Raw genomic sequence first — 26,137 nt, forward strand, 5'->3', positions numbered from 1 at the left:
AACCAGTTTAAACTGGTTTTTTTTATAAATTAATCTCTAGAGCCTAAAATTCTAAACCCCCAATATAATAACATTGCTAATGATCCTAATGCTGCCACTAAATAGGTTCTGGCAGCCCACTTAAGAGCATCTTTAGCCCCGTCTTGCTCACTATTGGTAAGCATATTATTAGTTTTTAGCCAAGCTAGCGCTCTATTACTTGCATCGTATTCAACAGGTAGCGTTATAAAACTAAACAGTGTTGCAATAGCCATCATAACAAGTCCAGCAACAGCAATTAAAAATCCAATTCCAGTTGTTCCAGAAGCAGCCCCTAATAAAATACCTCCAATTACTAACCATAATGAAAATTTTGAAGTAACACTTACAACAGGAACAATTTTAGAGCGCATAGTTAACCATTGGTATGCTTGAGCGTGTTGTACTGCATGACCAACTTCATGAGAAGCTACTGCAGCAGCAGAAGCATTTCTTTGGTTGTAAACAGCCTCACTTAAATTTACAGTCTTGTTAACAGGGTTGTAATGGTCTGTTAATTGACCAGGTGTAGAAATAATCTTCACGTCAAAAATACCATTGTCATGTAGCATTTTTTCGGCAATTTCTCTTCCAGTTAATCCATTTTGTAACTGTACTTTTGAATAGTGTCTAAATTTGTTTTTTAATTGCTGACTAACTAGCCAACTAATTAATGAAATTCCTCCAATTATAATATAATATCCAATCATAAATTTCTTCTTTAGTTTATGTTTTTAATTTTGGTAAATTTACATCATAAATTATTCCAAAAAAAAGGAACAGACAAAATGACAAAAACGCCAAACATTCTTTTAATTTATACTGGTGGAACTATTGGTATGGTTAAAGATTACAAAACTGGAGCACTAAGAACGTTCAATTTTGATAAATTGTTAAAACATATTCCCGAAATAAATCATTTAAAATGTACCATTAGCAGTGTTTCTTTGAGTGAGCCAATAGATTCTTCCAATATGAATCCTGATAATTGGGTGTTAATTGCTGAAATTATTGAAGAAAATTATGAAGCTTATGATGGTTTTGTGGTTTTACATGGCTCTGATACGATGTCTTATACAGCTTCGGTAATAAGTTTTATGTTAGAAAATCTTTCAAAGCCCATTATTTTTACAGGTTCACAATTACCTATAGGTGATTTAAGAACAGATGCTAAAGAAAATTTAATTACTTCAATTGAAATAGCTGCTTCTCAAGATAAAAATAAACCAGTTATTTCGGAAGTATGCTTGTACTTCGAATATAAATTATACAGAGCTAATAGAACAATAAAAATAAATGCAGAACATTTTGAGGCATTTACTTCGCCTAACTATCCAGCTATTGGTGAAAGTGGAGTTCATTTGAAATTTAACAAACAATTGATATATAAATCTAAAAGTAGTAAACCTTTAAAAGTTAGAAAAAAATTAGACAATAATATTGTTGTTTTAAAGATTTTTCCCGGAATTACAAAATTAGTTGTTGAAAGTATATTATCAATAAAAAATTTAAAAGGAGTTATTTTAGAAACTTATGGTTCTGGAAACGCCCCAACTGAAAAGTGGTTTGTAAACTTGTTAAAAGCAGCAATTAAAAATGGTATCCACATTGTGAATGTAACTCAATGCGCTGGAGGAAGTGTAATTATGGGACAATATGAAACCAGTGTTGAGCTGGAAAAAATAGGAATTATAAGTGGGAATGATATTACAACAGAATCAGCCATAGCAAAGCTTATGTACTTATTGGGGGAAAATATTCCAAAAAAGAAGTTTAAATCTATTTTTGAAACAGAGTTAAGGGGTGAAATGACAACTGCAGAGTGATTTTTTTTTAATTATTTAAGAAATAACGTAATTAATATTTAATAAAACATCTGATAGTAGAAATATTTTTATTGATATTTTAAAAAAAATCAATTTCTAAAAAAATAATTTAAAGTGCTTATAAAATTTTCAGAATTCAACATTTTTTTGTTACTTGCCATTCGCAAAAGATGTCGAGGATTGGAGTTATAAGAAAGTTTACAACTTTAGAGTTTTCTCTCCAATAGACAAATTTGTTTTAAAAATATTTTATATTTAACCCGTAAAAAATTAATAAATTAACTATTACACGATGAAAAGAGTATTTACTATCCTTGCAATTACAGGATTACTATTATTTGGAGCAGCACCTAAAGCAATTGCACAAGATGCAGCTAACACTGAACAAGTTGCAGATGATGCAGCTGAAGCAAAAACATTTCACCAAGAATTAAAGCAACGTTTTATTGAAGGTGGACCATTCTTTATGGGAATTGTATTAGTAGCCTTAATTTTAGGATTAGCTATTGCAATTGAAAGAATTATTTACTTGAATATGGCAACTACTAACACAAAAAAATTAGTAAATAAAGTGGATGATGCATTAGCATCTGGTGGTGTAGAAGCAGCTAAAGAGGTTTGTAGAAATACAAAAGGGCCTGTAGCATCTATTTTTTATCAAGGTTTAGATAGAATGGACGAAGGTGTAGATGCAGCTGAAAAAGCAGTTGTTGGATACGGTGGAGTTCAAATGGGATTATTAGAAAAAAATATTTCTTGGTTATCTTTATTTATTGCATTAGCACCAATGCTTGGTTTCATGGGAACTGTAATTGGTATGATTAAAGCCTTTGACTCTATTCAAGCAGCTGGTGATATTTCTCCAACAGTAGTAGCAGGAGGTATTAAAGTAGCGTTATTAACTACAGTATTTGGTTTAGTTGTTGCAATTATTCTTCAAATATTTTATAACTATATTATTTCTAAAGTAGATAGTATTGTTAACAATATGGAGGATGCATCAATATCACTTGTTGACCTTTTGGTTAAACATAAAAAATAATAACAATTATGAATAAGAATTTATCAAAAATATTAACACTAATTGCAGGACTAATTGGGGCTATAGGGTTTGTTTTCTTCATAAGAGTTATTATGGCTGGAGATGATGCTATTGAGAACGATGCTGCTGTTCAAGCAAGTATTGTATCTCCTTTTGTCCTTTTTGCAGAAGTAGTGTTAATAGCAACAGCAATAATTGCTGTTATATTTTCAGTAGTGAATTTGCTAAAAAACCCACAAGTTTTAAAAAGATCGTTAATTGCCGTAGGTGTGTTAATAGTATTTTTAGTAATAGCATATTCAATATCTTCTGATGCAGCTGTTACAGATACAGTTGGAAAAGTATTAGAAGATGGTGAAGCAGGAAGTGTTTCAAAATGGGTAAGTACTGGAATTAACTTTAGTGCAATTTTAGGTATTATTGGTTTTGGAGCCTTTTTTATTGACTTTGTAAGATCACTTGTAAAATAAACGAATTATGGCAAGAAGAGAAAATTCAGAAATAAATGCTGGTTCAATGGCAGACATTGCGTTCTTGCTTTTAATATTTTTCTTAGTGACAACTACGATGGATGTGGACTCTGGAATTGCACGTAAGCTGCCAGAAAAAAGTGAAGATACACCTGAAGTAACTATAAAAGAGAAAAACGTTTTAGATATTGTTGTTAACCGTAACAATCAACTTTTAGTTGAAAACGAATATGTTCAGGTTGCAGACATCAGACGTTTGGCTATGGAGTTTATTGATAATGGTGGAGGTTTGTCAGCACCAAAAGATGATCAACCAGGTAAACCTTGTGATTATTGTAATGGAGCTAAAGATCCAGAATCTTCAGATCACCCAACTAAAGCAATAATATCTTTACAAAGCGATAGAGGTACAACTTATGGAATGTACGTGTCTATTCAAAATGAAATTGAAGCGGCATATAATGAGTTGAGAAATAAATTATCATTACAAAAGTATAAAAGACGTTATGATGATTTATTGAAAGACTATAAAGACAATCCTACTGAGAATTTAAAAGTAAAAATTGATTTTTTGAAGGATAGTTATCCTCAAATAATTACAGAACCTGAACCAATTAAATAATATCAGATATGAGTAAGTTTAAAAAGAAGAAAAAAGGGTTACCTGCAATTTCTACGGCATCTTTACCTGATATTGTATTTATGTTGCTATTCTTTTTTATGGTTTCAACTACAATGAGAGAGACTGATTTATTAATTAAAAAGCCAGTTCTTCCTACAGCTAGTGAAGTAAAAAAATTAGAGCATAAAAGTTTGGTAAGTACTATTTATGTTGGTAAATCAAAAGATACAAGAATATCTGGAGATAAAATTCAAGTAAATGATAAAATTATAGATGTAAATGACATCCCAAATTTTATATTTGCAGAAAGAGCTTTAAGAAAAGAAGAAGAAGTTAAATTTATGACTACTTCAATTAAAGCTGATAAAGAAGCCAATGTGGGTACCATTCTTGATATTAAAGAACAATTAAGAGATATCAATGCTTTAAAAGTTAGTTTTTCTACCACTAAAGGTAACAATATTAAAAGTAACTATTAAAAGCAAAGTTAACTTTATATAACTAAAAAAGGCAATCAAAATACTTTTGATTGCCTTTTTTAGTTATATAAAGTATATTTGTTATTATGCGTAAATATCTATTACTATTTTTATTTTTTAGTAGCTTTTTAAAGTTACAGTCACAAGTAAAAAATGATACTATTGATTCTAGTTATTTAGAAGATCAAATTTATGTAGCATTGACTTATAATATATTATTTAATAAGCCAAATGGTATTGAGCAAAAAGGTTTTTCAGGAGGTTTTTCTATCGGTTTTATAAAAGATCTACCTTTCAATAAGCAGCGTAATTTAGGAATTGGTTTAGGAGTTGGTTATAACTATAATGCCTATATTCAAAACTTAAAAATAGTTGGTGATATTAATAAAACTTTATTTGAATTAGCTGAAAATTATTCGATTAATAGATTTGGGATTAGTTCTATTGAAATGCCATTTGAATTGCGTTGGAGAACTTCTACTGCTTCAAAATATAAATTTTGGAGAATTTATACGGGTGTTAAATTTTCGTATGCTTTAACTACTAAATCTAAATATAGTGACGAAAATAGTACAATTAGAACTAAAAATATTCCAGATTATAACAAATTCCAATATGGATTAGTTTTTTCGGGAGGTTATAGTAATTGGAATTTATACTTGTATTATGGATTAAAGCCTCTATTTAAAAATAATGTTACGTTTGATAATCAAAAGTTGAGGTTGAATGAATTTAATCTAGGATTGAAATTTTATATAATGTAAATTGTATAAGCTAAAAATTGACTTATTAAACCTAAAGTAAACCCCCAAAAAACTTCACTAAATTTATGCGCTTTTAACCTAAGTCGGGCAGTAGATATTAGTCCTGCTAAAATAAAAAAGATAGAAATTATAATTAATAAGTTCAACTTGTAATGATAGCTAAAGTATATTAAAAAACCTATCAGCCCAGCAATAGCAGAAGAATGTAGGCTTATTTTGATTTTTAGAAATAATAAAATATAAGATATGATTAAGCTTAGGCCATAACCAAAAAATAGTAAGGTAAGTAAATTAACAATAGTCAATTTATATAACCAGTTTCCAATAATATAGGATAATGCAATAAAAAGAAGTGTTGGAAATTTACGCTCTTCAATGCTAGTCATATGGTAACTCTTTATCATTCCAAACCTTTTTATGGTGTACAAAAAGATAATAGGAAATAAATAGGTTCCAATAAAAATTACTGATAAAATGGTGTATTCTTGTAGCTTAAATATATGCCTTGGAACAAATAGGAAGTACAATAAAGCTCCAATAATTGGAAAATTAATAGGGTGAAAAAAATAAGAGATAAATTTAGATATTTTCATAACTTTTATAATTCCTTTATATCATTTTTTTTCTTAATCTTGCAACAGGAATATCTAATTGTTCTCTATATTTGGCAATAGTTCTTCTAGCTATAGGGTAACCTTTTTCTTTTAAAATAGCAGCAAGCTTATCATCAGTTAAGGGCTTCTTTTTATCTTCTTCCTTAATGACATTTTCTAGTATAGTTTTTATTTCTTTAGTAGAAACGTCTTCTCCTTGTTCGTTTTTCATAGATTCAGAGAAGAATTCTTTGATTAATTTAGTACCATAAGGTGTTGATACGTATTTGCTGTTAGCTACTCTTGAAACAGTTGAAACATCCATATTAATTACATCTGCAACATCTTTTAAAATCATTGGTTTTAACTTACGTTCATCACCAGATAAAAAATAATCCTTTTGATGTTGCATAATTGCATCCATAGTTAAAAGCAATGTTTGCTGGCGTTGTTTTATTGCATCTATAAACCATTTTGCAGCATCAAGTTTTTGTTTAATAAATGTAACAGCGTCTTTTTGTGATTTAGATTTATCTTTGGAATCTTTATAACCTCTCATCAAATTGTTATATTCTTGAGAAACATGTAATTCGGGAGCATTTCTTGAGTTTAAGGTAAGTTCTAATTCACTTTCAATAATTCTAATAGTAAAATCAGGAACAATTTGTTCGGCAATTTTATTATTACCAACGTACGAACCTCCAGGTTTTGGGTTTAATTTTTCAATTTGATGAATAGCTTCTTTTAATTCACTTTCTTTAATATGATGTTTTTGTAATAATTTGGAATAGTGTTTTTTAACAAATGAATCGAATGAATTTTCTAAAATGTTAATTGCTAAATTTATGCTTGGTTTCTCGTCTTTTCTTTTTAGTTGAATTAGTAAGCATTCTTTTAAATCTCTTGCACCAACACCAGCAGGATCTAATTGTTGAACTTTTTGTAATAATCGTTCTAATTCTTCTTCGGTTGTAAAAATATTTTGAGTAAATGCTAAATCATCTAAAATATCAAGTAAACTTCTTCTTATATAGCCGCTTTCATCTATGCTACCAATTAAAAACTCTACAATGGCTTCTTCTTCCTCGGTTAAACGGTAAGTGTTCATTTGAGTTTTTAAATGCTGCGTAAATGAAGTTCCTGAAGCATAAGGGATATTTTTATCCTCATCATCAGAAGAGTAATTATTAGATTGTGTTTTGTAGCTAGGAATTTCATCATCACTTAAATATTCATCAATATTAATATCTTCTGTATTTATATTTTCATTTCCAGAGTCGTCAAATTCATCATTTAATTGAGCGTTTTCAAATTCATCAACACTAGTTTCTTTGCCACTTTCTAACGCAGGGTTTTCTTCTAATTCTTGCTTTAATTTTTGCTCAAATGCTTGTGTAGGCAATTGAATCAATTTCATTAATTGAATTTGCTGAGGAGATAATTTTTGTAATAATTTATATTGTAAACTTTGTTTAAGCATGTATTAAATTGAAATAGCTTTTGATAAAAATACAAAAAAACTTATTATGAAAAATAATAAGTTTTTTAACGTTTTATTTAAAATTCTGCGTTTTGTGGTGTACGAGGATAAGGGATTACATCTCGTATATTTCCCATTCCTGTTGCAAATTGAACCAAGCGTTCAAAACCTAATCCAAAACCACTGTGAACTGCAGTTCCAAATTTTCGAGTGTCTAAATACCACCATAGTTCTTTTTCATCAATATTTAGAGCTGCAATTTTTTGTTTTAAAACATCTAAACGCTCTTCACGTTGGCTACCTCCAACAATTTCACCTATTCCTGGGAATAAAACATCCATAGCTCTTACCGTTTTACCATCATCGTTTAAACGCATATAAAAAGCTTTAATATTTGCTGGATAATCAAATAAAATAACAGGACATTTAAAGTGTTTTTCTACAAGGAATCTTTCATGCTCACTTTGTAAATCTGCTCCCCATTCATTTATTATATATTGAAATTTTTTCTTTTTGTTTGGTTTACAATTTCTTAAAATATCAATAGCTTCGGTATAACTTACTCGTTTAAAATTGTTTTCTACTACAAACTGTAACTTTTCTAATAAGGACATTTCACTTCTTTGTGCAGCGGGTTTTCCTTTTTCTTCTTCTAAAAGTCTGTTGTTTAAGAAAGCCAAATCATCTTTACAATTTTCTAGAACATAAGAAATAACCGATTTAATAAAATCTTCGGCTAAATCCATATTATCATCTAAATTGTTAAAAGCTACTTCAGGCTCAATCATCCAAAATTCAGCTAAATGTCTAGTTGTATTTGAATTTTCAGCTCTAAAAGTAGGTCCAAAAGTATATACTTTTCCTAAAGCCATGGCGTAGGTTTCAGCTTCAAGTTGACCAGAAACGGTTAAATTTGTTTCTTTTCCGAAAAAATCTTTGGAGTAGTCAACCTTTCCATCTTCGTTTTTTGGCAAATTATTTTTATCTAGGGTTGTTACATTGAACATTTCTCCTGCTCCTTCAGCATCAGAACCTGTAATGATTGGTGCATGAAAGTTGTAAAAACCATTTTCTGTAAAATATTTGTGTACTGCAAATGAAAGGGCAGAACGTAAACGCATAACTGCACTAAATGTATTAGTTCTAATACGTAGATGGGCATTTTCGCGTAAAAACTCGAAACTGTGCTTTTTGGGTTGTATTGGATATTCTTCAGGATTAGAATCTCCTAAAATCTCTATATCAGATACTTGAATTTCTACACTTTGCCCCTTTCCTAAGCTTTCATTTAAGGTTCCTTTTATTGCTATAGCAGCACCTGTAGTGATGCGCTTTAAAATACTTTCATCGGTATTTTCAAAGTCAACAACACATTGTATATTATTAATAGTTGAACCATCATTTAAAGCTATAAAGCGGTTTGCTCTAAAAGTTTTAACCCAACCTTTAATTTGTATTTCTTGTAAAAAATTTTTTGAACTTAAAAGTTCAGCAACATTGGTTCTCATTATAATCAAATTTTTAAGAACTGCAAAGATACATGAACTAATGAAAGTTGGAAAGTCTAACCTTTGAAAGTTTACTTGTTTTGTTATAATTAGTTATCTCCGTTTTCTTCTGGTGTAAGGATGTCTAATGTAGGTTCTTTAAATGTTTTTTTATTGGCAATTGTTTTTTCCAATGAAAGCAATAAAGAAGGTAATAATAATAAATTAGAAACCATAGCAAATAACAAAGTAACGGAAACTAATCCACCTAGTGCAATGGTGCCTCCAAAACTCGAAACTGTAAAAACTAAAAAGCCAAAAAACAGCACTATTGAGGTATAAAACATACTTACGCCCGTTTCTCTTAGGGCTGCATATACGGATTGTTTAATTCTCCAATTATTAGCTTTTAATTCTTGTCTATATTTTGCTAAAAAATGAATAGTATCATCAACTGAAATTCCAAAGGCAATACTAAATACCAAAATAGTTGAAGGTTTTATAGGAATACCTAAATACCCCATTAAGCCAGCCGTAATTAACAGAGGAAATATATTTGGTACTAATGAAATTAAGATCATTCGGAATGATCTAAATAAAAAAGCCATAAAAATGGCAATTAATAAAATTGCTAGAGATAATGATACAACAAGATTATTAATTAAAAAATTAGTACCTTTTAAAAATACAAGCGCTTTTCCAGTCATAGCAACATCGTATTTTTCTTTTGGAAATTCTTTCTCAATTTTTTGTTGAATACGTTCTTCAATAACCTCCATTTTATCAGTTCCAATGTCTTTCATAAAGGTGGTAATTCTTGCGTAACGACCCGTAGAATCTACAAAATTATCTAGTAGTTCAGAGTTGTCAGTAGAATTTTTAGTATATGATAAAATCCAATTTTTTTCTTGATTGTTAGGAAGTTGATAGTATTTTGGCTTACCGCTATAAAATGCTTGTTTTGAGTATTTTACAAGGTTTAGAACTGAAATGGATTTAGATAATTGTGGAATTTCATCTATGGTTTCATCAAGTTTATCCATTCTTTTTAAGGTGGATAAATTCATTACACCATTTTCTTTCTTAGTATCAATAATTATTTCTAAAGGCATAATGCCTCCAAATTCATTTTCAAAGAAAACAATGTCTTTAAAAAACTGTTTTCCTTTTGGCATGTCTTCAATAATACTACCAGAAACGCGAATCATATAAACACCAATCATACTTGCTATAATCAATACGATAGTACTTGCATAAACTGCAAATCGATGATTTTTTACAATGGACTCCATCCAACTTACAATGGCATCAATCCATTTTCTTTCTAAATGTTTTAGGTGTTTTTCTTTTGGTAGAGGCATAAAACTATACATGATAGGAATTATCAGTAATGCCAGAATAAATATTCCTAAAATATTAATAGAAGCTATGATTCCAAATTCTTTTAATAATTGACTTTTGGTAAAAATGAATGTTGCAAAACCTGAAGCTGTAGTTACATTTGTCATTAATGTAGCATTACCAATTTTAGTAATTACACGTTGTAATGATTTTGCCTGATTGCCATGTTTTTTAACTTCTTGTTGATATTTATTAATTAAAAAGATAGCATTTGGAACTCCAATCACAATTATTAATGGAGGAATTAAAGCCATTAAAACTGAAATTTCATACCTAAATAAACCAATAAAACCAAATGCCCATATAACACCAATACTAACAACCAATAAAGTAATAAAAGTTGCCCTAATTGACCTAAAAAAGAAAAAGAAAATAAGAGCGGTTATCCCTAGCGCTAATACTACAAAAATACCAATTTCATCAATAATATTTTGGGAGTTCATGGTGCGTATGTAGGGCATTCCTGATACTCTAATATCAATATTATTGTCAAGTTCAAATTTTTCAATTTCAGGGTTTAAAACATTAAAAATAAAATCTTTTCGAGCTGGAGTATTAACGATTTCTTTTTTTAGATAAACAACTGTTCTAATGGTGCCACTTTTTTTGTTGAATAAAAAATTATCAAAAAAAGGTAAGTTTTCAAAAAGCTCTGTTTTAATTTTTAATACTTCTTCAATAGTTTCTGGAGTTTTATTGTATAGGGGTTCTACATCAAATTTTTGAGCTTCTTGGTTTTTCTTTAATTTTTTAATGTCTCCAATAGCTATCGTAAAATCGATTTCTGGAAAACTGTCAAATTTTTTTGATAAATTATTCCAAGCATTAAATTTTTGTGGGGTAAATACTGTAGAATCTGAAGTAGCTAGAATGATTAAATTTCCTTCTTCTCCAAATAATTCTAAGAATTTATCGTATTCAATATTTATTTTATGATCTTTAGGAAGTAAATTTGCTTCTGTATAAGAAAAACGCATGTACTGCATTTGAGAAGCTAAAAAGTAGGTGAAGGCCGCAATTAGAACTAATACAACATATCTTCCTTTTAAAATTAGTCTAGAAACCCTTGTCCAAAAATTCATTCAAAAAAATTTTCGCAAAGGTAACAAAATAGTTTTGGTTTTAATGAATTGATTATTAAAATCCAAGGTTAAGTTTAAAAGTAAGTTTTAATGCTAAATTATCACTCCATACAGGATTTTTATATGGGCCATATCTGTAAAAAGCACTTAATCCAAACCCTTTAAATAGGCTGTTTATTTCAAGTCCACTTTCAAAATAGCCTTTATTCATTTTTTTAAACGCCAGTCCGTTATGATATTCTAAATTATCAATATCGCCTATAGCAGCTCTTGTTGCAAATGAAATTTGAGGTTTAAATTTTGGACTAATTTTAAAGAGTTTCAGATTGTGAGAAATATGTATTGCAGCAAATCTATCAGAAATAAACTCGTTATATCCCATAGTTTCAAAACTATTTTTACCAGCAAAGGTGATTCTTTTTATCCACGGATTTTTATAGGTATAATTAGGTGTTGCATTAAATAAATGGGTAATTGGCGCATCGCCAATTACAATTCCACCTTCAATTAAAATGTTAGTTGTTGCTTTACGTAAACGCTTAATTTTATGAAAAATTCTAGCATTTATTTGTGTGAAATTAAAATCGCTTTCAAAAATATTTTCAAAACTTTTAGTGACTTGAAATGTGAATTGTGGATATTCTTTTTTAATGGTTAATTTCCCTAAAGGGGAATTCATATATTCACTTTTTGGATTGTATTGAAAGCCTATTGATGCTGTTGTTAACGAATAATTGACTAAATTTTTAGAAGGCGAGTTGAATTGGTAATTAAAAACTGGAAGATAATCTCCAGTACTTAGTTGTATTTTTGTTTCTAAATTAGGTTGAATATCGTGCGTTAAAAATGTATTTATAGTTTTGTAATTATAAAACTCTGAAATGTTTAAATTTCTTGGATTTACTGGGGAAAATGAGGTGTTTTTGGCTATAAAATCTAATGAAGCTGCTTCTTTTAAATCGTTGGTAAAATTGCCTCCTATCCAAGTGTTTGTGTTTTTATTCAATCTACTTGATATGCCCAAACTGTACTTAAAATCTTTATCTTTTGTACCATAGGCTATATAAGATTCAATTTTAAAAGTATTAGAAAAATTTGGATTGGTTTCTCCACCAAATCCAATTCGTAAACCTTCGTAATTGTTTAAATTAATTATTTTCCCAAGATTTAAATTGATATATTTAGTGGGGTAGTATCCATTTAAAATATTTCGAACAATACTTATTTTTTTCTCAATACCTTCACTTTTTGCTACACTATCTAAAAAAATATAGGTAGATTTCCCTCTATCTGTTAAACTATCCGCTCTATAGTTGTTCCAAAGCTCTTTAGGTTGTTTATGAGCATTGTCATTAAATTGAATAGTGGTAGAAGATCCTTTTACAATTACTGGAATATTAATTTTAATATTAGAGTTTAAAGACTTTGAAATAAAATAGGTAATATCTGAAGGATCATTAGTTTTTGATGTTTGTATTGAATCGTTTTTTTTATCGGTTTCAAATTTTACGGTTCCTCCAAACAAATTTATGTTTTCATTAGTATCACCTTTTCTTAAAACGATTTCCATTTCGTTAGGAAACCAAATATTATATTTTTTTTGAAATTGATAATTTTGAGTTGCTTTGATATTCACAACTCCTTTTAATTCGACAATAGCTTTTGTAATTGCAAAATTTTTGTTGTCTATAAATAAAACACCTTCTAAACCAGCTTTTTTTTGCTTTTTTTTAGGTTTAAAATAAATTAAAATTGAATGCCCAATTTCATTTTTTACAGTATCTAAAATTTTGTAATTATAGTATTTTAAAGCTTGCTTAGCAATGGGGTTTTTATATTTTGTTCCAGCAACGGTATAGTATTCATTGTAAAATGAAAAATCTTGAAATGTTACTGCTAAAAACTCATAAATTGGTTGTTGTAAACCTGCCATTCTTGAAGCAACTACTATTTCTTTTTTCTTTTTGCCTTTTTGAAATTGAAACTCAGAAATTTTTTCAGAAATATATAAATGTTTCGTTTTTATTTCTTTTTTAAACTCATAATTAGTAGAATCAAGTTTAAGAAACTTTTTTTTGCCTTTTTGTACGATAAAAACAGAATCAATTTTGTCACTAATTGAATCTGGATCTGCTGTTACTAAAGTTTTATTATAGGCATTAAATTTGAAGGAGTTTAATGCGGTTTCAATATTATTTTTAGGCTTATTATTGATGGTATTTCTAATAATTTTAAGTGCCGGATTTTCTTTGGCTGTAATTAGCACTTCTTTTAAATTTTCAACACTAGGGACTAATTTAACAGTTATAAACTTATTGTTTTTAGTAATTGGTAGGGTTACCGAAGAGTAGCCGATATAAGAAATAGTTATTTGATGAAATGGTTGTTTTGTGCGAATTTGAAACCTCCCATCAACATTTGTTAATGTTCCAAAATTAGTATTGGTAGTTATTGTAGCAAATGGAAGCGGATTTTTAGAATTGTTATCAATAATTATTCCTTGAATTTGAGTTTGAGAAAAAGAGAATAATGGAATTAATAACAATAAAAAATGTATTTTTTTCATCTAAAAACGTACTTATTAGAGTCGCAAATATAAGAGAATAAAAAAGCACTCAATTGAGTGCTTCCTTTTTTTTGATAAGTTTAACTATAAAATATAATTATACTTTCATAATTTCTTGATCTTTAATTTTATAGTGCTCGTCTACAATCTCAATATATTTATCGGTAAGATTTTGAATATCAACTTCAGCATTTGTTTTCATATCTTCAGAAGCATCAGTTTTTTTAATCTCATTCATTGCTTCTCTTCGATCATTTCTAATACTCACTTTAGCAGTTTCAGCTTCAGCTTTTGCTTGTTTAGAAAGTTGTTTACGTCTTTCTTCGGTTAAAACAGGAACATTTATAATAACCATTTCACCATTGTTCATAGGGTTGAATCCTAAATTAGCAATCATAATTGCTTTTTCAATTTCATGAAGCATATTTTTTTCCCAAGGTTGAACAGTAATGGTATGTGCATCCATAGTTCCTACATTGGCAACTTGAGAAAGAGGTGTTTGAGCCCCATAATAGTCCACAGTTACACTGCCTAACATTGCAGGGCTAGCTTTTCCTGCTCTAATGTTTTTAAATTCTTTTTCTAAGTGAGTAATGGCCTTGGCCATTAGTTCTTTGGTACTATCTATAATAAAGCTTAATTCTTCATTCATAATTGAAAAATTTAAATTATACGATTTATTTATCAACTATTGTTCCAATATTTTCACCAGAAATTACTTTTTCAAGATTTCCTTTGGTATTCATATCAAAAACTACAATAGGTAGGTTGTTTTCTTGGCTTAATGCAAATGCTGTCATATCCATTACTTTAAGCCCCTTGTTCATTACGTCTTTATAAGTAATAGAGTCAAATTTGCTAGCATCTTTGTTTTTTTCAGGATCTGAAGTATAAATTCCATCTACACGAGTTCCTTTTAAAATAACATCAGCATCAATTTCTATAGCACGAAGTACAGCCGCAGTATCTGTTGTAAAATAAGGGTTACCAGTTCCACCACCAAAAATAACTACACGTCCTTTTTCTAAGTGACGAACAGCTCTTCTTTTAATAAAAGGTTCAGCAATTTGTTCCATTTTTATGGCAGTAAGTAATCGAGTTTGTAATCCAGCATCTTCAAGAGCACTTTGTAAAGCTAAACCATTAATTACGGTAGCAAGCATTCCCATATAATCTCCTTGAACTCTATCCATCCCATTACTAGCTCCAGAAACACCTCTAAAAATATTTCCTCCACCAATAACAATAGCAACTTCAATCCCTTTTTCTACTATTTTTTGAATTTCACTAGCATACTCAGCTAAACGTGTTGGGTCAATACCGTATTGACGGTCTCCCATCAGTGCTTCTCCACTTAATTTTAAAAGTATTCTTTTATAAGCCATAAGTTTTTTAAAAGTTATGCAAATATAAGAAATACTTTAGAAGTTTATAATGATTGTTAATGTTGAATTTTTGATTTTTAATCCAATTTTACAGCATCGTAATAATTTATTCTTTAGATTTTTTATAATTGGTAAATAAATAGTCCTTAACTTGAATACATTTCAATTAATAGAAGAATGAGTTTTTTCTTGTGCTATTTTAATAATAATACCTTTTAAATGCTTCTAAAGCAGCGTAATCAGCTAAACCAAGTTGATGATATTTTACGGCAGTTTCATTATTTCTTTCTTCTGCTCTTACCCAAAATTCTCTAGTATCATTTCCTTGAAACATTACCCCATCTTTTTGTGATTGATGATAAAATATAGCTCTTCTTTTTCTTAAAACTTGATCGGGACTCATAGGAACAGCCATATCTATTTGATCAATATCCCATTCATGCCAAGCACCTCTGTATAACCATACCCAACAATCATCCATATAACCATTAGGTTTTAATTTTTCCAAAGCAGCAAAAATGGCATCTAAACAAACTTTATGTGTGCCATGAGGATCTGCTAAATCACCTGCTGCATAAATTTGGTGTGGTTTTGTTTCACTTATCAAATCTGCAACTATATCAATATCAACTTTTGAAATAGGGTTCTTTTTAATAGTTCCTGTTTCATAAAATGGTAAATTTAAAAAGTGTACATTTTTATCTGGAACACCTAAAAATCTTGTTGCAGCAAAAGATTCTCTTTTTCTGATAAGTCCTTTTAGTTTTCTAACTTCAATAACATCTTCTATATCACCTTTTTTAGAATTTAGCCCCTTAATAACTAAATCAATTTCGACATCGTTAGGAGTCATATCTTTAATTACTTCAGCATATTTTAAGGCTTCATGGTCAGAAACTGCAATATTTCCAGAAGTTTGGTAAGCAATATGTACTTCATGTCCTTGTTCAACTAATCTGTCAAAAGTACCCCCCATTGAAATTACATCATCATCAGGATGTGGACTGAAAATTAGTACTCTTTTTTTATGTGGATTTGCTCTTTCTGGTCTAGAAGAATCATCCGCATTAGGTTTTCCTCCAGGCCAACCTGTAATTGTATGCTGTAATTTATTAAACATTTTGATGTTTATGTCATAGGCTGATCCTTCTTGAACAAGAAGACTTGACATTCCATTGTCATTATAATCTTTATCTGTAAGTTTTAAGATAGATTTTTTTGTTAAATCACACAACCAAACAATGGCTTTACTAATTAATTGATCACTCCAAATACAAGGGCCAACTAACCAAGGTGTTTTTATTCTTGTCAATTCTTGAGAGGCTTCATCGTTTAATATAAACGTAACATTGTTATGTTCTTGTAAATAAGATGCTGGCACATCAGGTGTTATATCGCCTTCAATCGTTTTTTTAACTATAGAAGCTTTATTGTGTCCCCAAGCTAATAAAATAATTCTTTTAGCTTTTTTTACAGTACCAATACCCATAGTTATCGCTTTTTTAGGCACTTTGTCTATTCCTAAAAAAGAGGTAGCAGCATCTACTCTTGTTAAATGGTCTAAAGTAATACTTCTTGTGCCCGAATTGTAATGTGATCCAGGTTCATTAAAACCAATATGACCAGTTCTACCGATACCTAAAAGTTGAAAATCTAAACCTCCATATTCTTTAATTTTTAAATCGTAATCAATACAATATTGATGTAGCTCTTCGGTTGAAATCGTTCCACTTGGAATATTTATATTTTCAGGATCAATGTCAATATGATTAAATAAATGTTGGTGCATAAAATAGTAGTAACTATGTACACTACTTTTATCCATCGGATAATATTCGTCTAAGTTAAATGTTACTACATTTTTAAAACTTAAACCTTCTTCGTTATGCATTCTAACTAATTCTTCATAAACTTTTATTGGCGAAGAACCCGTTGCCAGTCCAAGTATACAAAGCTCATTTTTAACCTGTTTACTTTTAATTAAATCTGCAATTTCTTGGGCTACACAAATAGAACCATTCACAGAATTAGCAAAAACTATATTATGGATTTTTTCAAATCTAGTTTCTTCAAATTGACCTGAAGGTTGATGTTTAATGCTGGTTTTAGTTAAAGTTTGATTTTTCATACTTTTATAATTGATAATTAAGTAAAATTATCAATTAATAATGATTGCTTATTAATTTTTTCGACCAAGAGCAATGGAATAGCTGTTAAAAACAACATGAAATTTTACGAACTTTCTTCTTATTTATTAATGAGTTATACTGAAATAAATTTATTTTAACAAAAAGTATCTCCAAATTACCAAACAAAAATATTCAACAACTCAAATTTAAATGAGTTAACAAAATTATATCCAAAAATATTATGTTAATATGTAAAATTTGTTAATTCAGCTATAATTATGTGTTATTTGGAGAAAATAAGTTATAAAATATTTTAAAAACGCTATTTTAGAAGAATTATTGAAAATTTTAATAAGTATAATAACCAATCTATAAATTAACTATGTCAAATTCTAACAGCTTATCTAATAATACAGGGAAAAACACCTTTATTCCAATTCTTATTATTGCTGGATTATTTTTTATTTTCGGGTTTGTAACTTGGATTAATGGAGCCTTAATTCCATTTATGAAAACAATTAATGAGCTCACCTCCGCTCAATCTTATTTGGTGGCTTCAGCATCCTATATTTCTTTTGTGGTAATGGCTTTACCTGCATCCTATATTCTAAATAAAATAGGTTATAGAAAAGGAATGTCTTTAGGTTTATTTATAATGGCTGTTGGAGCACTTGTTTTTATACCTGCTGCAGAAGCAAGAACTTATTGGGTATTTTTATCAGGTATTTTTATTCAAGGTATGGGTATGACATTGTTACAAACAGCTTCAAATCCTTATATTACAATTTTGGGACCAATTGAAAGTGCCGCAAAACGTATAGCAATTATGGGGATTGCAAACAAGGTGGCAGGCGCATTAGGGTCTCTTATTTTTGGAGCTATTTTATTATCTGGAATTGATAGTGTAAAAGATAGATTAAGCACAGTTTCTCTAGTTGAAAAAGGGCATTTATTAGATACTATGGCCGATAGTGTAGTAGTGCCTTATGTAGTAATGGCGGTTGTTTTAATGGTTTTAGGAATTTTAATTAGAAAGGCACCACTACCTCATGTGGAAGCAGAACCAATTGAAGAAACGAGAAATGGTGAAACTTCTAAAACTAGCATATTCCAATTTCCACATTTGTGGCTTGGTGTTTTAACGCTTTTTGTGTATGTAGGTGCTGAAGTTATTGCTGGAGATACTATTATTGCTTATGGAATATCTTTAGGGTTTCCTGCTGCCGATGCTAAATTTTTTACCACTTTTACACTTTTAGCCATGGTAGCAACTTATGGATTGGGAGTGTTTTTAATACCTAAATATATCAATCAAGCTTTTGCTTTAAAAGCAAGTGCTGTTTTAGGAATTGTATTAACATTTTGTATTGTATTTACCACTGGGTTTGTATCCATAATATTCGTCGCAGCCTTAGGTATAGCAAATGCGTTAGTTTGGCCTGCTGTATGGCCATTAACTCTAAAAGGTTTAGGCAAGTTTACTAAAACAGCTTCTGCATTGTTAATTATGGCTATTTCAGGAGGAGCAATTATACCACCTTTATATGGAAAACTTGTAGATAGTAATAAAGCTGAATTGGTTGCGCAAGGTTTAAGTGATGCTGCAGCTACAGCAGAGTCAGCAACCTCGGGTTATTGGATTTTATTACCTTGCTATGCCATTATTTTGTATTATGCTTTAGCAGGACATAAATTAGGTTTAAAAAAGTAAGAACAATGAACTTATAATTTTTCTTATTTATGGTAGCTAAAAGATTAATTGCACTCGATGTTTTAAGAGGGTTAACTATAGCTTTAATGATTATGGTTAATAATCCTGGAAGTTGGAGTTATGTTTACCCTCCGTTACGCCATGCAAAATGGCATGGGTGTACACCAACCGATTTAGTTTTTCCTTTTTTCTTGTTTATTGTTGGGGTATCAATGTGGTATTCATTTAAAAAGTTCGAAAAAGGAATTACAAAGGCTAGCCTTTATAAAGTTTTAAAAAGAACTTTAATTATTTTTTTACTAGGGTTATTTTTAAACCTTTTCCCAAAATTTGACTTTGAACATGTTCGAATTTTAGGTGTTCTACAACGAATTGCTATAGCTTATGGTATAACTGCATTGTTGGGTTTACAATTTGATATTAAAAAACTAAAATTTTTATTTGTAATTATTTTAGTTGGGTATTGGTTATTACTTTTATTAGGAGGAAACTCAATAGACCCATTTGCAGAAACTGGAAATATTGTTCAGAAAATAGATTTGCTAGTTTTAGGTGAAAATCATATGTATAAGGGGTTAGGGTTTACTTTTGATCCTGAAGGGTTATTATCGGCTATTCCATCTATTGGAACAGTTTTGTTAGGTTATTTCACAGGAAGGATTATCGATACATCTTCTAATACTATGAGAGCAATTAAAAACTTACTTTTTTATGGTTTTATATTAACCGTAATAGGGTTAGCTTGGGGAATTGTTTTTCCAATCAATAAATCGTTATGGACAAGTACTTATGTTTTATATGCAGGAGGTTTGGCAATGCTATTTTTAGCATTGTTATTATGGATTATTGATGTGCAAAAAATAAATAAATGGTCTAAACCTTTCATTCACTTTGGAACCAACCCATTATTTATATTTGTATTTTCAGGTATTTATATTAAAATTATTATTTATTTAGTGAAAATAACAACAGTAGATGGAGAAAAACTTACAGGCTATTCTTACTTATACCAAAGTGTTTTTGTACCGCTAGCTGGCAATATGAATGGTTCATTACTATTTGCTGTAACACATATAATATTCTTTTGGTTTTTAACGTATATACTTTATAAAAAGAAGATTTTCATTAAAATTTAACATAAAAAAAACCTCGCAATTCGCGAGGTTTTTTTTATCACAATAAATGTGTATTTTTTATACTAAAGAAACCCTTTTAAAGTCAATTACAGAAACATCATTACCAATAGTTTTAACATATTCGGCAACTGTTTTCTTTTCATCTTTAATAAAGTTTTGATCTAAAAGACATTGTTCTTGGTCTAAAGTAGTATTGTCAGAGATAAATCTTTCTAATTTACCTGGTAAAATTCTATCCCAAATAGCTTCAGGTTTTCCTTCTGCTTTTAATTCTTCTTTTAATCGTTCTTCAGTTTCAGCTATAATTTCATCAGTTAATTGAGCTCTTGAAATATAGGTTGGTACATTTTTAAGTGTTTTACCTAATCTAGCAAGTTCAATATTATCTTTTTCAATTACTGCAATTCTAGCTTCAGTTTCAGAAGCAACGTAAGCAGGGTCAAAATCTTTATAAGATAATATACTTGCTCCCATTGCTGCAGCTTGCATAGAAATGTCTTTAGCAACAACATCAGCTCCATCAACATTAGCAGATAAAGCTGTAATAGCAGCTATTTTGTTACCTGCGTGAATGTAAAATCCAACATAAGGACCTGATACTTTTTCGAAAGCACCGATTTCTAATTTTTCACCAATTACACCAGTTTGCTCAATTAATTTTTCAGCAACGGTTATTCCTCCAAAATCAGCATTCAAAAATTCTTCTTTTGAATTGTAATTTACAGCAGTTTTTGCAAAATCGGTAGCTAATGCTACGAAATTATCATTTTTAGCAACAAAGTCAGTTTCACAGTTTAAAGAAATAATAACACCTTGAGTATTATCATCATTTACATATGCTATAGCAGCACCTTCTGAAGAATCTCTGTCTGCTCTTTTTGCAGCAACTTTTTGTCCTTTTTTACGTAAAATATCTACTGCTTTGTCAAAATCTCCTTCTGCTTCAACAAGTGCATTTTTACAATCCATCATACCTGCACCGGTAGATTGTCTTAGTTTATTTACTTCTGCGGCTGTAATTTTTGCCATTTTTTTAATATTTTTTGTTGAACTTGGTGTTCAACTATTTTACATTAATTATTTTTTTACTTCTGCTTTGTCTTCAGCTACTTTTTCTTTGTTTGCTTTTCTATCAGCTAAACCTTCAGCCATAGAGTCAACAACATAACCTAAAACCTTATTAATTGATTTTGAAGCATCATCATTTGCTGGTACTACATAATCAATTCCTCTAGGGTCAGAGTTTGTATCAACCATTGCGAAAATTGGAATGTTCAAGTTTTTAGCTTCAGCAACTGCAATGTGTTCTTTTTTAACATCAACTACAAAAATTGCACCTGGTAAACGTGTCATATCAGTAATAGAACCTAAGTTTTTTTCTAATTTTTCACGTTGACGGTTAATTTGAAGTTTTTCTCTTTTAGAAAGGGCATCGAAAGATCCATCTTGCTTCATTCTGTCAATAGATGACATTTTTTTAACAGCTTTTCTAATAGTTACAAAGTTTGTTAACATTCCACCAGGCCATCTTTCAGTAATGTATGGCATGTTAATGCTTTTAGCTTTGTCTGCAATAATTTCTTTAGCTTGCTTTTTGGTAGCTACAAAAAGTACTTTTCTACCTGAGGCTGCTATTTTCTTTAAAGCTTCAGAAGCTTCTTCGATTTTTGCAGCAGTTTTATAAAGGTCAATTATGTGAACACCGTTGCGTTCTCCATAAATGTATGGAGCCATGTTTGGATCCCATTTTCTAGTTAGGTGTCCAAAGTGTACACCTGCATCTAATAATTCTTTAATTTCAATATTTGTCATTTGTATGTAGTTTACGTTCCGTTGAGTTAGCAATAGGGAAGTAGCGAAGAATCGATCTTCCCTATTTGGATGCTAAACTTTTTACAGTCATTGACTGATCAACGACAACTTTGTTTTAATTTTAATTTCAATGAACCACCAAAATAATTGGTGACACAACTCCAAAAAACGATTAACGTTTTGAGAATTGGAATTTTTTTCTTGCTTTCTTTTGACCGAATTTTTTACGTTCAACCATTCTAGGGTCTCTAGTAAGTAATCCTTCTGGTTTTAAGATGGCTCTATTTTCTGGGTTTAATTCAACAAGTGCTCTTGAAACTGCTAAACGAATAGCTTCAGCTTGTCCTGTTACCCCACCTCCATAAACATTTACTTTAATGTCAAATGCGGTTGCATTGTCAGTTAAGTTTAATGCTTGCATAATTTTATACTGCAATGTTGGAGTCGTAAAATAGCTTTTATAGTCTTTTTTGTTAACCGTAATGTTTCCTTTTCCTTCAGAAACATAAACACGAGCAACTGCTGTTTTTCTTCTACCTATTTTGTGTATTGTATCCATTATCTAAGATCGTTAAGGTTAATAGCTTTTGGTGTTTGAGCATCATGTTTGTGCTCAGTACCAGCGTAAACGTATAAATTTTTGTACAGGGCACTACCTAATTTATTTTTAGGCAACATTCCTTTAACTGCTTTTTCAACCAAACGAGTTGGATCTTTTTGAAACATTTCTGAAGCAGATAACGATCTTTGTCCACCTGGATAACCTGTATGACGAATGTATGATTTGTCACTCCATTTTTTACCAGATAAATTAATTTTTTCCGCGTTGATAACTACTACATTGTCTCCACAATCTACATGAGGAGTGTAGTTAGTTTTGTATTTACCTCTAATTAGCATAGCTACTTTAGAAGCTAGACGACCCAACGTTTGACCGTCTGCATCAACTACTAACCACTCTTTATTTGCGGTCTCCTTGTTAGCTGACACTGTTTTGTAACTTAATGTATTCACAATTAAATTCTTTGTTATAATTAAACATTTATTTTTTTTCCCTAAAAAGGGAGTGCAAATGTACAAACTATTATTTATATAACAAACAGTAAGTTAGGCTTATTTTTTACAGTTAATAAAGTTGTAATAAGTATACGTTTAATATCGTGAAATTTTATTTATTAGAAAGGTGAATTTTAAGTTATTTTATTAATGTGCTTCTAGCCAGTTTTTCCCTTCTCCTAAGTCAACTGTTAATGGAACTTCAAATTTAAATGCATTTTCCATTTTTTGTTTAATTATTGGTTTTAAGGTTTCTAGTTCATCTATATGCATATCAAAAACCAATTCATCATGAACTTGTAATAACATTTTAGTTTTATAATTACCTTCATTTAAAAATTGATAAATACCAATCATTGCTAATTTAATAATATCAGCAGCACTTCCTTGAATTGGTGCATTCACTGCATTTCGTTCGTCAGCAGAACGTACAATAGCATTTTGAGAATTGATATTTTTAAGATAACGTCTTCTATTTAAAATAGTTTCAACATAGCCATTTTTACGTGCAATAGCTACCTGATTGGCAATAAATTGTTTAAGTTTTGGAAATGTTTTATAGTAGTTATCTATAAGCTCTTTGGCTTCAGTTCTAGATTTATTGAGTTGTTGAGCCAATGTAAATGCACCTTGACCATAAATAATTCCAAAATTAACTGCTTTAGCATCTCCACGTTGCGTTCTAGTAACTTCACTTAAAGGAACACCAAAAACTTTTGCAGCTGTTGCAGCATGAATATCTTCTCCGCGTTTAAAGGATTCAATCATACTTTCATCTCCGCTTAAAGCTGCTATAATTCTAAGTTCAATTTGCGAATAATCAGCGGCAACTAATAGGTAATTTTTATCTCTTGGAACAAATGCTTTTCTAACTTGTCGACCTCTTTCTGTTCTAATAGGAATGTTTTGAAGGTTAGGGTTGTTAGAACTCAATCTACCAGTAGCAGCTACGGCCTGGCTATACGTTGTATGGATTCTACCTGTTTTAGGATTTACTTCATTAGGTAAGGCGTCAACATAAGTATTTTTAAGCTTTACCAATCCACGCCATTCTAAAATTTCTTTTACTATTTTATGTTTTGGAGCTAATTTAGAAAGTATTTCTTCACCTGTAGCATATTGTCCTGTTTTGGTTTTTTTTGGTTTAGCTACTAATTTTAAGTGATCAAATAATACATCTCCTAATTGTTTAGGGGAGGCTAAATTAAATTCAATGTTAGCTTCTTTATAAATAGTTTTTTCTAATGTTAGAATATCTTCTGTTAATTTTTCAGATAAAGAATTTAAAAAAACGTCATCCATTTTAATGCCTTCTAATTCCATACCTGCCAATACACGAACTAAAGGAATTTCAATTTCATTAAATAATTTAGTGAGATTGTATTTTTCCAACTCTGTTTCAAAAAAGTTCTTTAGTTGAAAAATTATATCAGCTATTTCACCAATATATTCAGCTTGTTCTTTTAAATCAATTTCTCTAATTGAAAGTTGGTTTTTACCTTTTTTACCAATAAAGGTTTCTAAGGCAAGCGGTTTGTAATTTAAATAAGTTTCTGAAAGAACTAAAAAATCATGACGCATATCTGGGTTCAGCAAATAATGTGCTAACATGGTGTCAAATAGTTTGCCTTTTAAGTGGATATTAAAATTGTTTAGAACTTTTATATTGAATTTTATATCCTGACCAATTTTTTCAATTTTAGTAGTTTCAAAAAATGGACGAAATTCTTCTAATATAGATTTAGCTTCTGTAATATTTTGAGGTAAAACTACATAATAGCCTTTCCCTTTTTCATACGAAAATGATAATCCAACTAATGCTGCTTCAAAGCAATTTTCTCCTATAGTTTCTATATGAAAGCTTACGGACTTTTGTAAAAGTATTTTTTCAAGGAGTAGTTTTCTTGCTAATTTTGAATTTACATATTGATAAAAATGATTGGTGTTTTCGGTGCTTTTGTAAGTAGATGTAAAAGTTTCCTTTTCTGAATCTTCAGAAGCGTTTGAAAATAAGTCAAATTGTTGTGAAGTTGCAATTGGTGCTTTTGTTGTGGTAGATTTAGCTTCTTTTTGAGATTTATTATCACTTGCGGAATTAACAGATGCATAGGAGTTTTCAACATTAAAAATTTTGTTAAAACTATCAGCAATTCTTCTAAATTCTAACTCTTGTAAAACTTCATTAACTTTGGCAAAATCTGGATGATTTAACTCAAAATTTTCTTCATGAAATTCAACGGGACAATCTAACATAATAGTCGCAAGTTGTTTTGATAGCAATCCTAAATCTTTATTAGCCTCTACTTTTTCCTTCATTTTACCTTTAAGCTCGTGAGTGTTGGCTAAAAGGTTTTCCATACTACCGTATTGTTTAAGAAACTTTTTGGCAGTTTTTTCACCAACACCGGGTAATCCAGGGATGTTATCAATAGAATCTCCCATCATTCCTAAAAAATCGATTACTTGTTCTGGGCGCTCTACTTCAAATTTTTTCTGAACTTCAGGAATTCCCCATATTTCAATGCCATTTCCCATACGAGAAGGTTTGTACATAAATATATTTTCTGAAACCAATTGGGCAAAATCTTTATCAGGTGTTACCATAAAGGTTTGATAGCCAGATTTTTCAGCTTGTTTAGATAAGGTTCCTATTAAATCATCAGCTTCAAAACCTTCTTTTTCAATAATAGGAATATGCATTGCTTTTAATAACTTTTTGATATAGGGAACAGCAATTTTTATAGCCTCTGGTGTTTCTTGTCGATTAGATTTGTATTCAGGAAAAGCTTCATTTCTAGCGTCAGAACCTCCTTTGTCAAAGGCTACGGCTAAATGGTCAGGTTTTTCTCTTTTAATGACATCTAACAAAGAATTTGTAAACCCTAAAATGGCAGAAGTATCCATACCTTTCGAATTTATTCTTGGATTCTTTATTAAAGCATAATAACCACGAAATATTAATGCATAGGCATCTAAAAGAAAAAGACGTTTTTGTGTAGACATTTGTAAAAATTATTGAGTTCTTTATATTGGAGTAAAAGTACTAAAATGAATTTTAACAAATCATTAATTTGCTTA

General features: G+C 29.9%; 22 protein-coding genes. 8 read left to right on the plus strand and 14 right to left on the minus strand.

What is annotated here, in order from left to right; genetic code table 11:
• Positions 1–29: 29 nt before the first annotated feature.
• On the minus strand, positions 30–728 hold the full coding sequence (locus Q0714_RS10285) for a zinc metallopeptidase (RefSeq protein ID WP_298264714.1): 699 nt from the start codon (positions 726–728) through the stop codon (positions 30–32).
• Positions 729–806: 78 nt separating this feature from the next.
• Here Q0714_RS10285 and Q0714_RS10290 point away from each other — a divergent pair, with 78 nt between their 5' ends.
• The 6 genes from Q0714_RS10290 to Q0714_RS10315 all read left to right on the plus strand — a co-directional run bounded on the left by Q0714_RS10290 (position 807) and on the right by Q0714_RS10315 (position 5,221).
• Positions 807–1,844: an asparaginase gene (locus Q0714_RS10290; RefSeq protein ID WP_298264715.1), complete on the plus strand. Its 1,038-nt coding sequence runs from the start codon at positions 807–809 to the stop codon at positions 1,842–1,844.
• A gap of 292 nt (positions 1,845–2,136) precedes the next feature.
• Positions 2,137–2,886: a MotA/TolQ/ExbB proton channel family protein gene (locus tag Q0714_RS10295; RefSeq protein ID WP_298264716.1), complete on the plus strand. Its 750-nt coding sequence runs from the start codon at positions 2,137–2,139 to the stop codon at positions 2,884–2,886.
• An 8-nt stretch (positions 2,887–2,894) separates the two neighbouring features.
• On the plus strand, positions 2,895–3,356 hold the full coding sequence (locus Q0714_RS10300) for a hypothetical protein (protein ID WP_298264717.1): 462 nt from the start codon (positions 2,895–2,897) through the stop codon (positions 3,354–3,356).
• Positions 3,357–3,363: 7 nt separating this feature from the next.
• On the plus strand, positions 3,364–3,978 hold the full coding sequence (locus Q0714_RS10305; RefSeq protein WP_298264719.1) for a biopolymer transporter ExbD: 615 nt from the start codon (positions 3,364–3,366) through the stop codon (positions 3,976–3,978).
• An 8-nt stretch (positions 3,979–3,986) separates the two neighbouring features.
• Positions 3,987–4,457: a biopolymer transporter ExbD gene (locus Q0714_RS10310; RefSeq protein WP_298264726.1), complete on the plus strand. Its 471-nt coding sequence runs from the start codon at positions 3,987–3,989 to the stop codon at positions 4,455–4,457.
• 86 nt (positions 4,458–4,543) lie between these two features.
• Positions 4,544–5,221, plus strand: a complete 678-nt coding sequence (locus Q0714_RS10315; RefSeq protein ID WP_298264728.1) for a porin family protein — start codon at positions 4,544–4,546, stop codon at positions 5,219–5,221.
• Here Q0714_RS10315 and Q0714_RS10320 read toward each other — a convergent pair.
• The 8 genes from Q0714_RS10320 to nagB all read right to left on the minus strand — a co-directional run bounded on the left by Q0714_RS10320 (position 5,209) and on the right by nagB (position 17,343).
• Positions 5,209–5,814 (minus strand): hypothetical protein, encoded by a 606-nt coding sequence (locus tag Q0714_RS10320; RefSeq protein ID WP_298264729.1) that lies wholly within the window; start codon positions 5,812–5,814, stop codon positions 5,209–5,211. The genes Q0714_RS10315 and Q0714_RS10320 overlap by 13 nt on opposite strands.
• 16 nt (positions 5,815–5,830) lie before the next feature.
• Positions 5,831–7,294, minus strand: a complete 1,464-nt coding sequence (gene rpoN, locus Q0714_RS10325; RefSeq protein WP_298264730.1) for an RNA polymerase factor sigma-54 — start codon at positions 7,292–7,294, stop codon at positions 5,831–5,833.
• 77 nt (positions 7,295–7,371) lie between these two features.
• Complete coding sequence (gene asnS, locus Q0714_RS10330) at positions 7,372–8,802, minus strand: asparagine--tRNA ligase (RefSeq protein ID WP_298264732.1); 1,431 nt, start codon at positions 8,800–8,802, stop codon at positions 7,372–7,374.
• An 89-nt stretch (positions 8,803–8,891) separates the two neighbouring features.
• Positions 8,892–11,264 (minus strand): efflux RND transporter permease subunit, encoded by a 2,373-nt coding sequence (locus tag Q0714_RS10335; protein ID WP_298264733.1) that lies wholly within the window; start codon positions 11,262–11,264, stop codon positions 8,892–8,894.
• A gap of 55 nt (positions 11,265–11,319) precedes the next feature.
• A complete protein-coding gene (locus Q0714_RS10340) occupies positions 11,320–13,830 on the minus strand; it encodes a DUF5686 and carboxypeptidase-like regulatory domain-containing protein (RefSeq protein WP_298264734.1) in 2,511 nt (836 codons plus the stop codon).
• 97 nt (positions 13,831–13,927) lie between these two features.
• The gene (gene frr / locus Q0714_RS10345) at positions 13,928–14,482 is read right to left on the minus strand and encodes a ribosome recycling factor (protein ID WP_298264736.1); all 555 of its coding nucleotides are present in this window, start codon (positions 14,480–14,482) and stop codon (positions 13,928–13,930) included.
• Positions 14,483–14,507: 25 nt separating this feature from the next.
• Positions 14,508–15,215 carry a UMP kinase gene (gene pyrH, locus Q0714_RS10350; RefSeq protein WP_298264737.1) on the minus strand — a complete coding sequence of 236 codons (708 nt, stop codon included), beginning with the start codon at positions 15,213–15,215 and terminating at the stop codon, positions 14,508–14,510.
• Between the two features lie 199 nt (positions 15,216–15,414).
• Complete coding sequence (gene nagB / locus Q0714_RS10355) at positions 15,415–17,343, minus strand: glucosamine-6-phosphate deaminase (protein WP_298264738.1); 1,929 nt, start codon at positions 17,341–17,343, stop codon at positions 15,415–15,417.
• A gap of 383 nt (positions 17,344–17,726) precedes the next feature.
• On the opposite strand from nagB, the gene Q0714_RS10360 reads away from it, so the two are divergent.
• Both Q0714_RS10360 and Q0714_RS10365 read left to right on the plus strand, forming a co-directional pair.
• On the plus strand, positions 17,727–19,055 hold the full coding sequence (locus Q0714_RS10360; protein WP_298264740.1) for a sugar MFS transporter: 1,329 nt from the start codon (positions 17,727–17,729) through the stop codon (positions 19,053–19,055).
• A gap of 29 nt (positions 19,056–19,084) precedes the next feature.
• Complete coding sequence (locus tag Q0714_RS10365; RefSeq protein WP_298264741.1) at positions 19,085–20,191, plus strand: DUF5009 domain-containing protein; 1,107 nt, start codon at positions 19,085–19,087, stop codon at positions 20,189–20,191.
• A gap of 57 nt (positions 20,192–20,248) precedes the next feature.
• Here the strand turns inward: Q0714_RS10365 and tsf are convergent, their stop codons facing one another.
• The 5 genes from tsf to polA all read right to left on the minus strand — a co-directional run bounded on the left by tsf (position 20,249) and on the right by polA (position 26,062).
• Positions 20,249–21,220, minus strand: coding sequence for a translation elongation factor Ts (gene tsf, locus Q0714_RS10370; protein WP_298264742.1), 972 nt, complete (start codon positions 21,218–21,220; stop codon positions 20,249–20,251).
• Positions 21,221–21,268: 48 nt separating this feature from the next.
• On the minus strand, positions 21,269–22,003 hold the full coding sequence (rpsB, locus tag Q0714_RS10375) for a 30S ribosomal protein S2 (RefSeq protein WP_298264743.1): 735 nt from the start codon (positions 22,001–22,003) through the stop codon (positions 21,269–21,271).
• 172 nt (positions 22,004–22,175) lie between these two features.
• Positions 22,176–22,562 (minus strand): 30S ribosomal protein S9, encoded by a 387-nt coding sequence (gene rpsI, locus Q0714_RS10380; protein ID WP_298264744.1) that lies wholly within the window; start codon positions 22,560–22,562, stop codon positions 22,176–22,178.
• Positions 22,562–23,017: a 50S ribosomal protein L13 gene (gene rplM / locus Q0714_RS10385; RefSeq protein ID WP_298264745.1), complete on the minus strand. Its 456-nt coding sequence runs from the start codon at positions 23,015–23,017 to the stop codon at positions 22,562–22,564. Before rplM ends, rpsI begins: the two co-directional genes overlap by 1 nt.
• Before the next feature lie 189 nt (positions 23,018–23,206).
• Entirely contained in the window at positions 23,207–26,062 is a 2,856-nt protein-coding gene (polA, locus tag Q0714_RS10390) for a DNA polymerase I (RefSeq protein WP_298264746.1), read from the minus strand.
• Positions 26,063–26,137 lie beyond the last annotated feature (75 nt).

The organism is uncultured Lutibacter sp., from assembly GCF_947493565.1.
Lineage (GTDB): Bacteria > Bacteroidota > Bacteroidia > Flavobacteriales > Flavobacteriaceae > Lutibacter > Lutibacter aestuarii.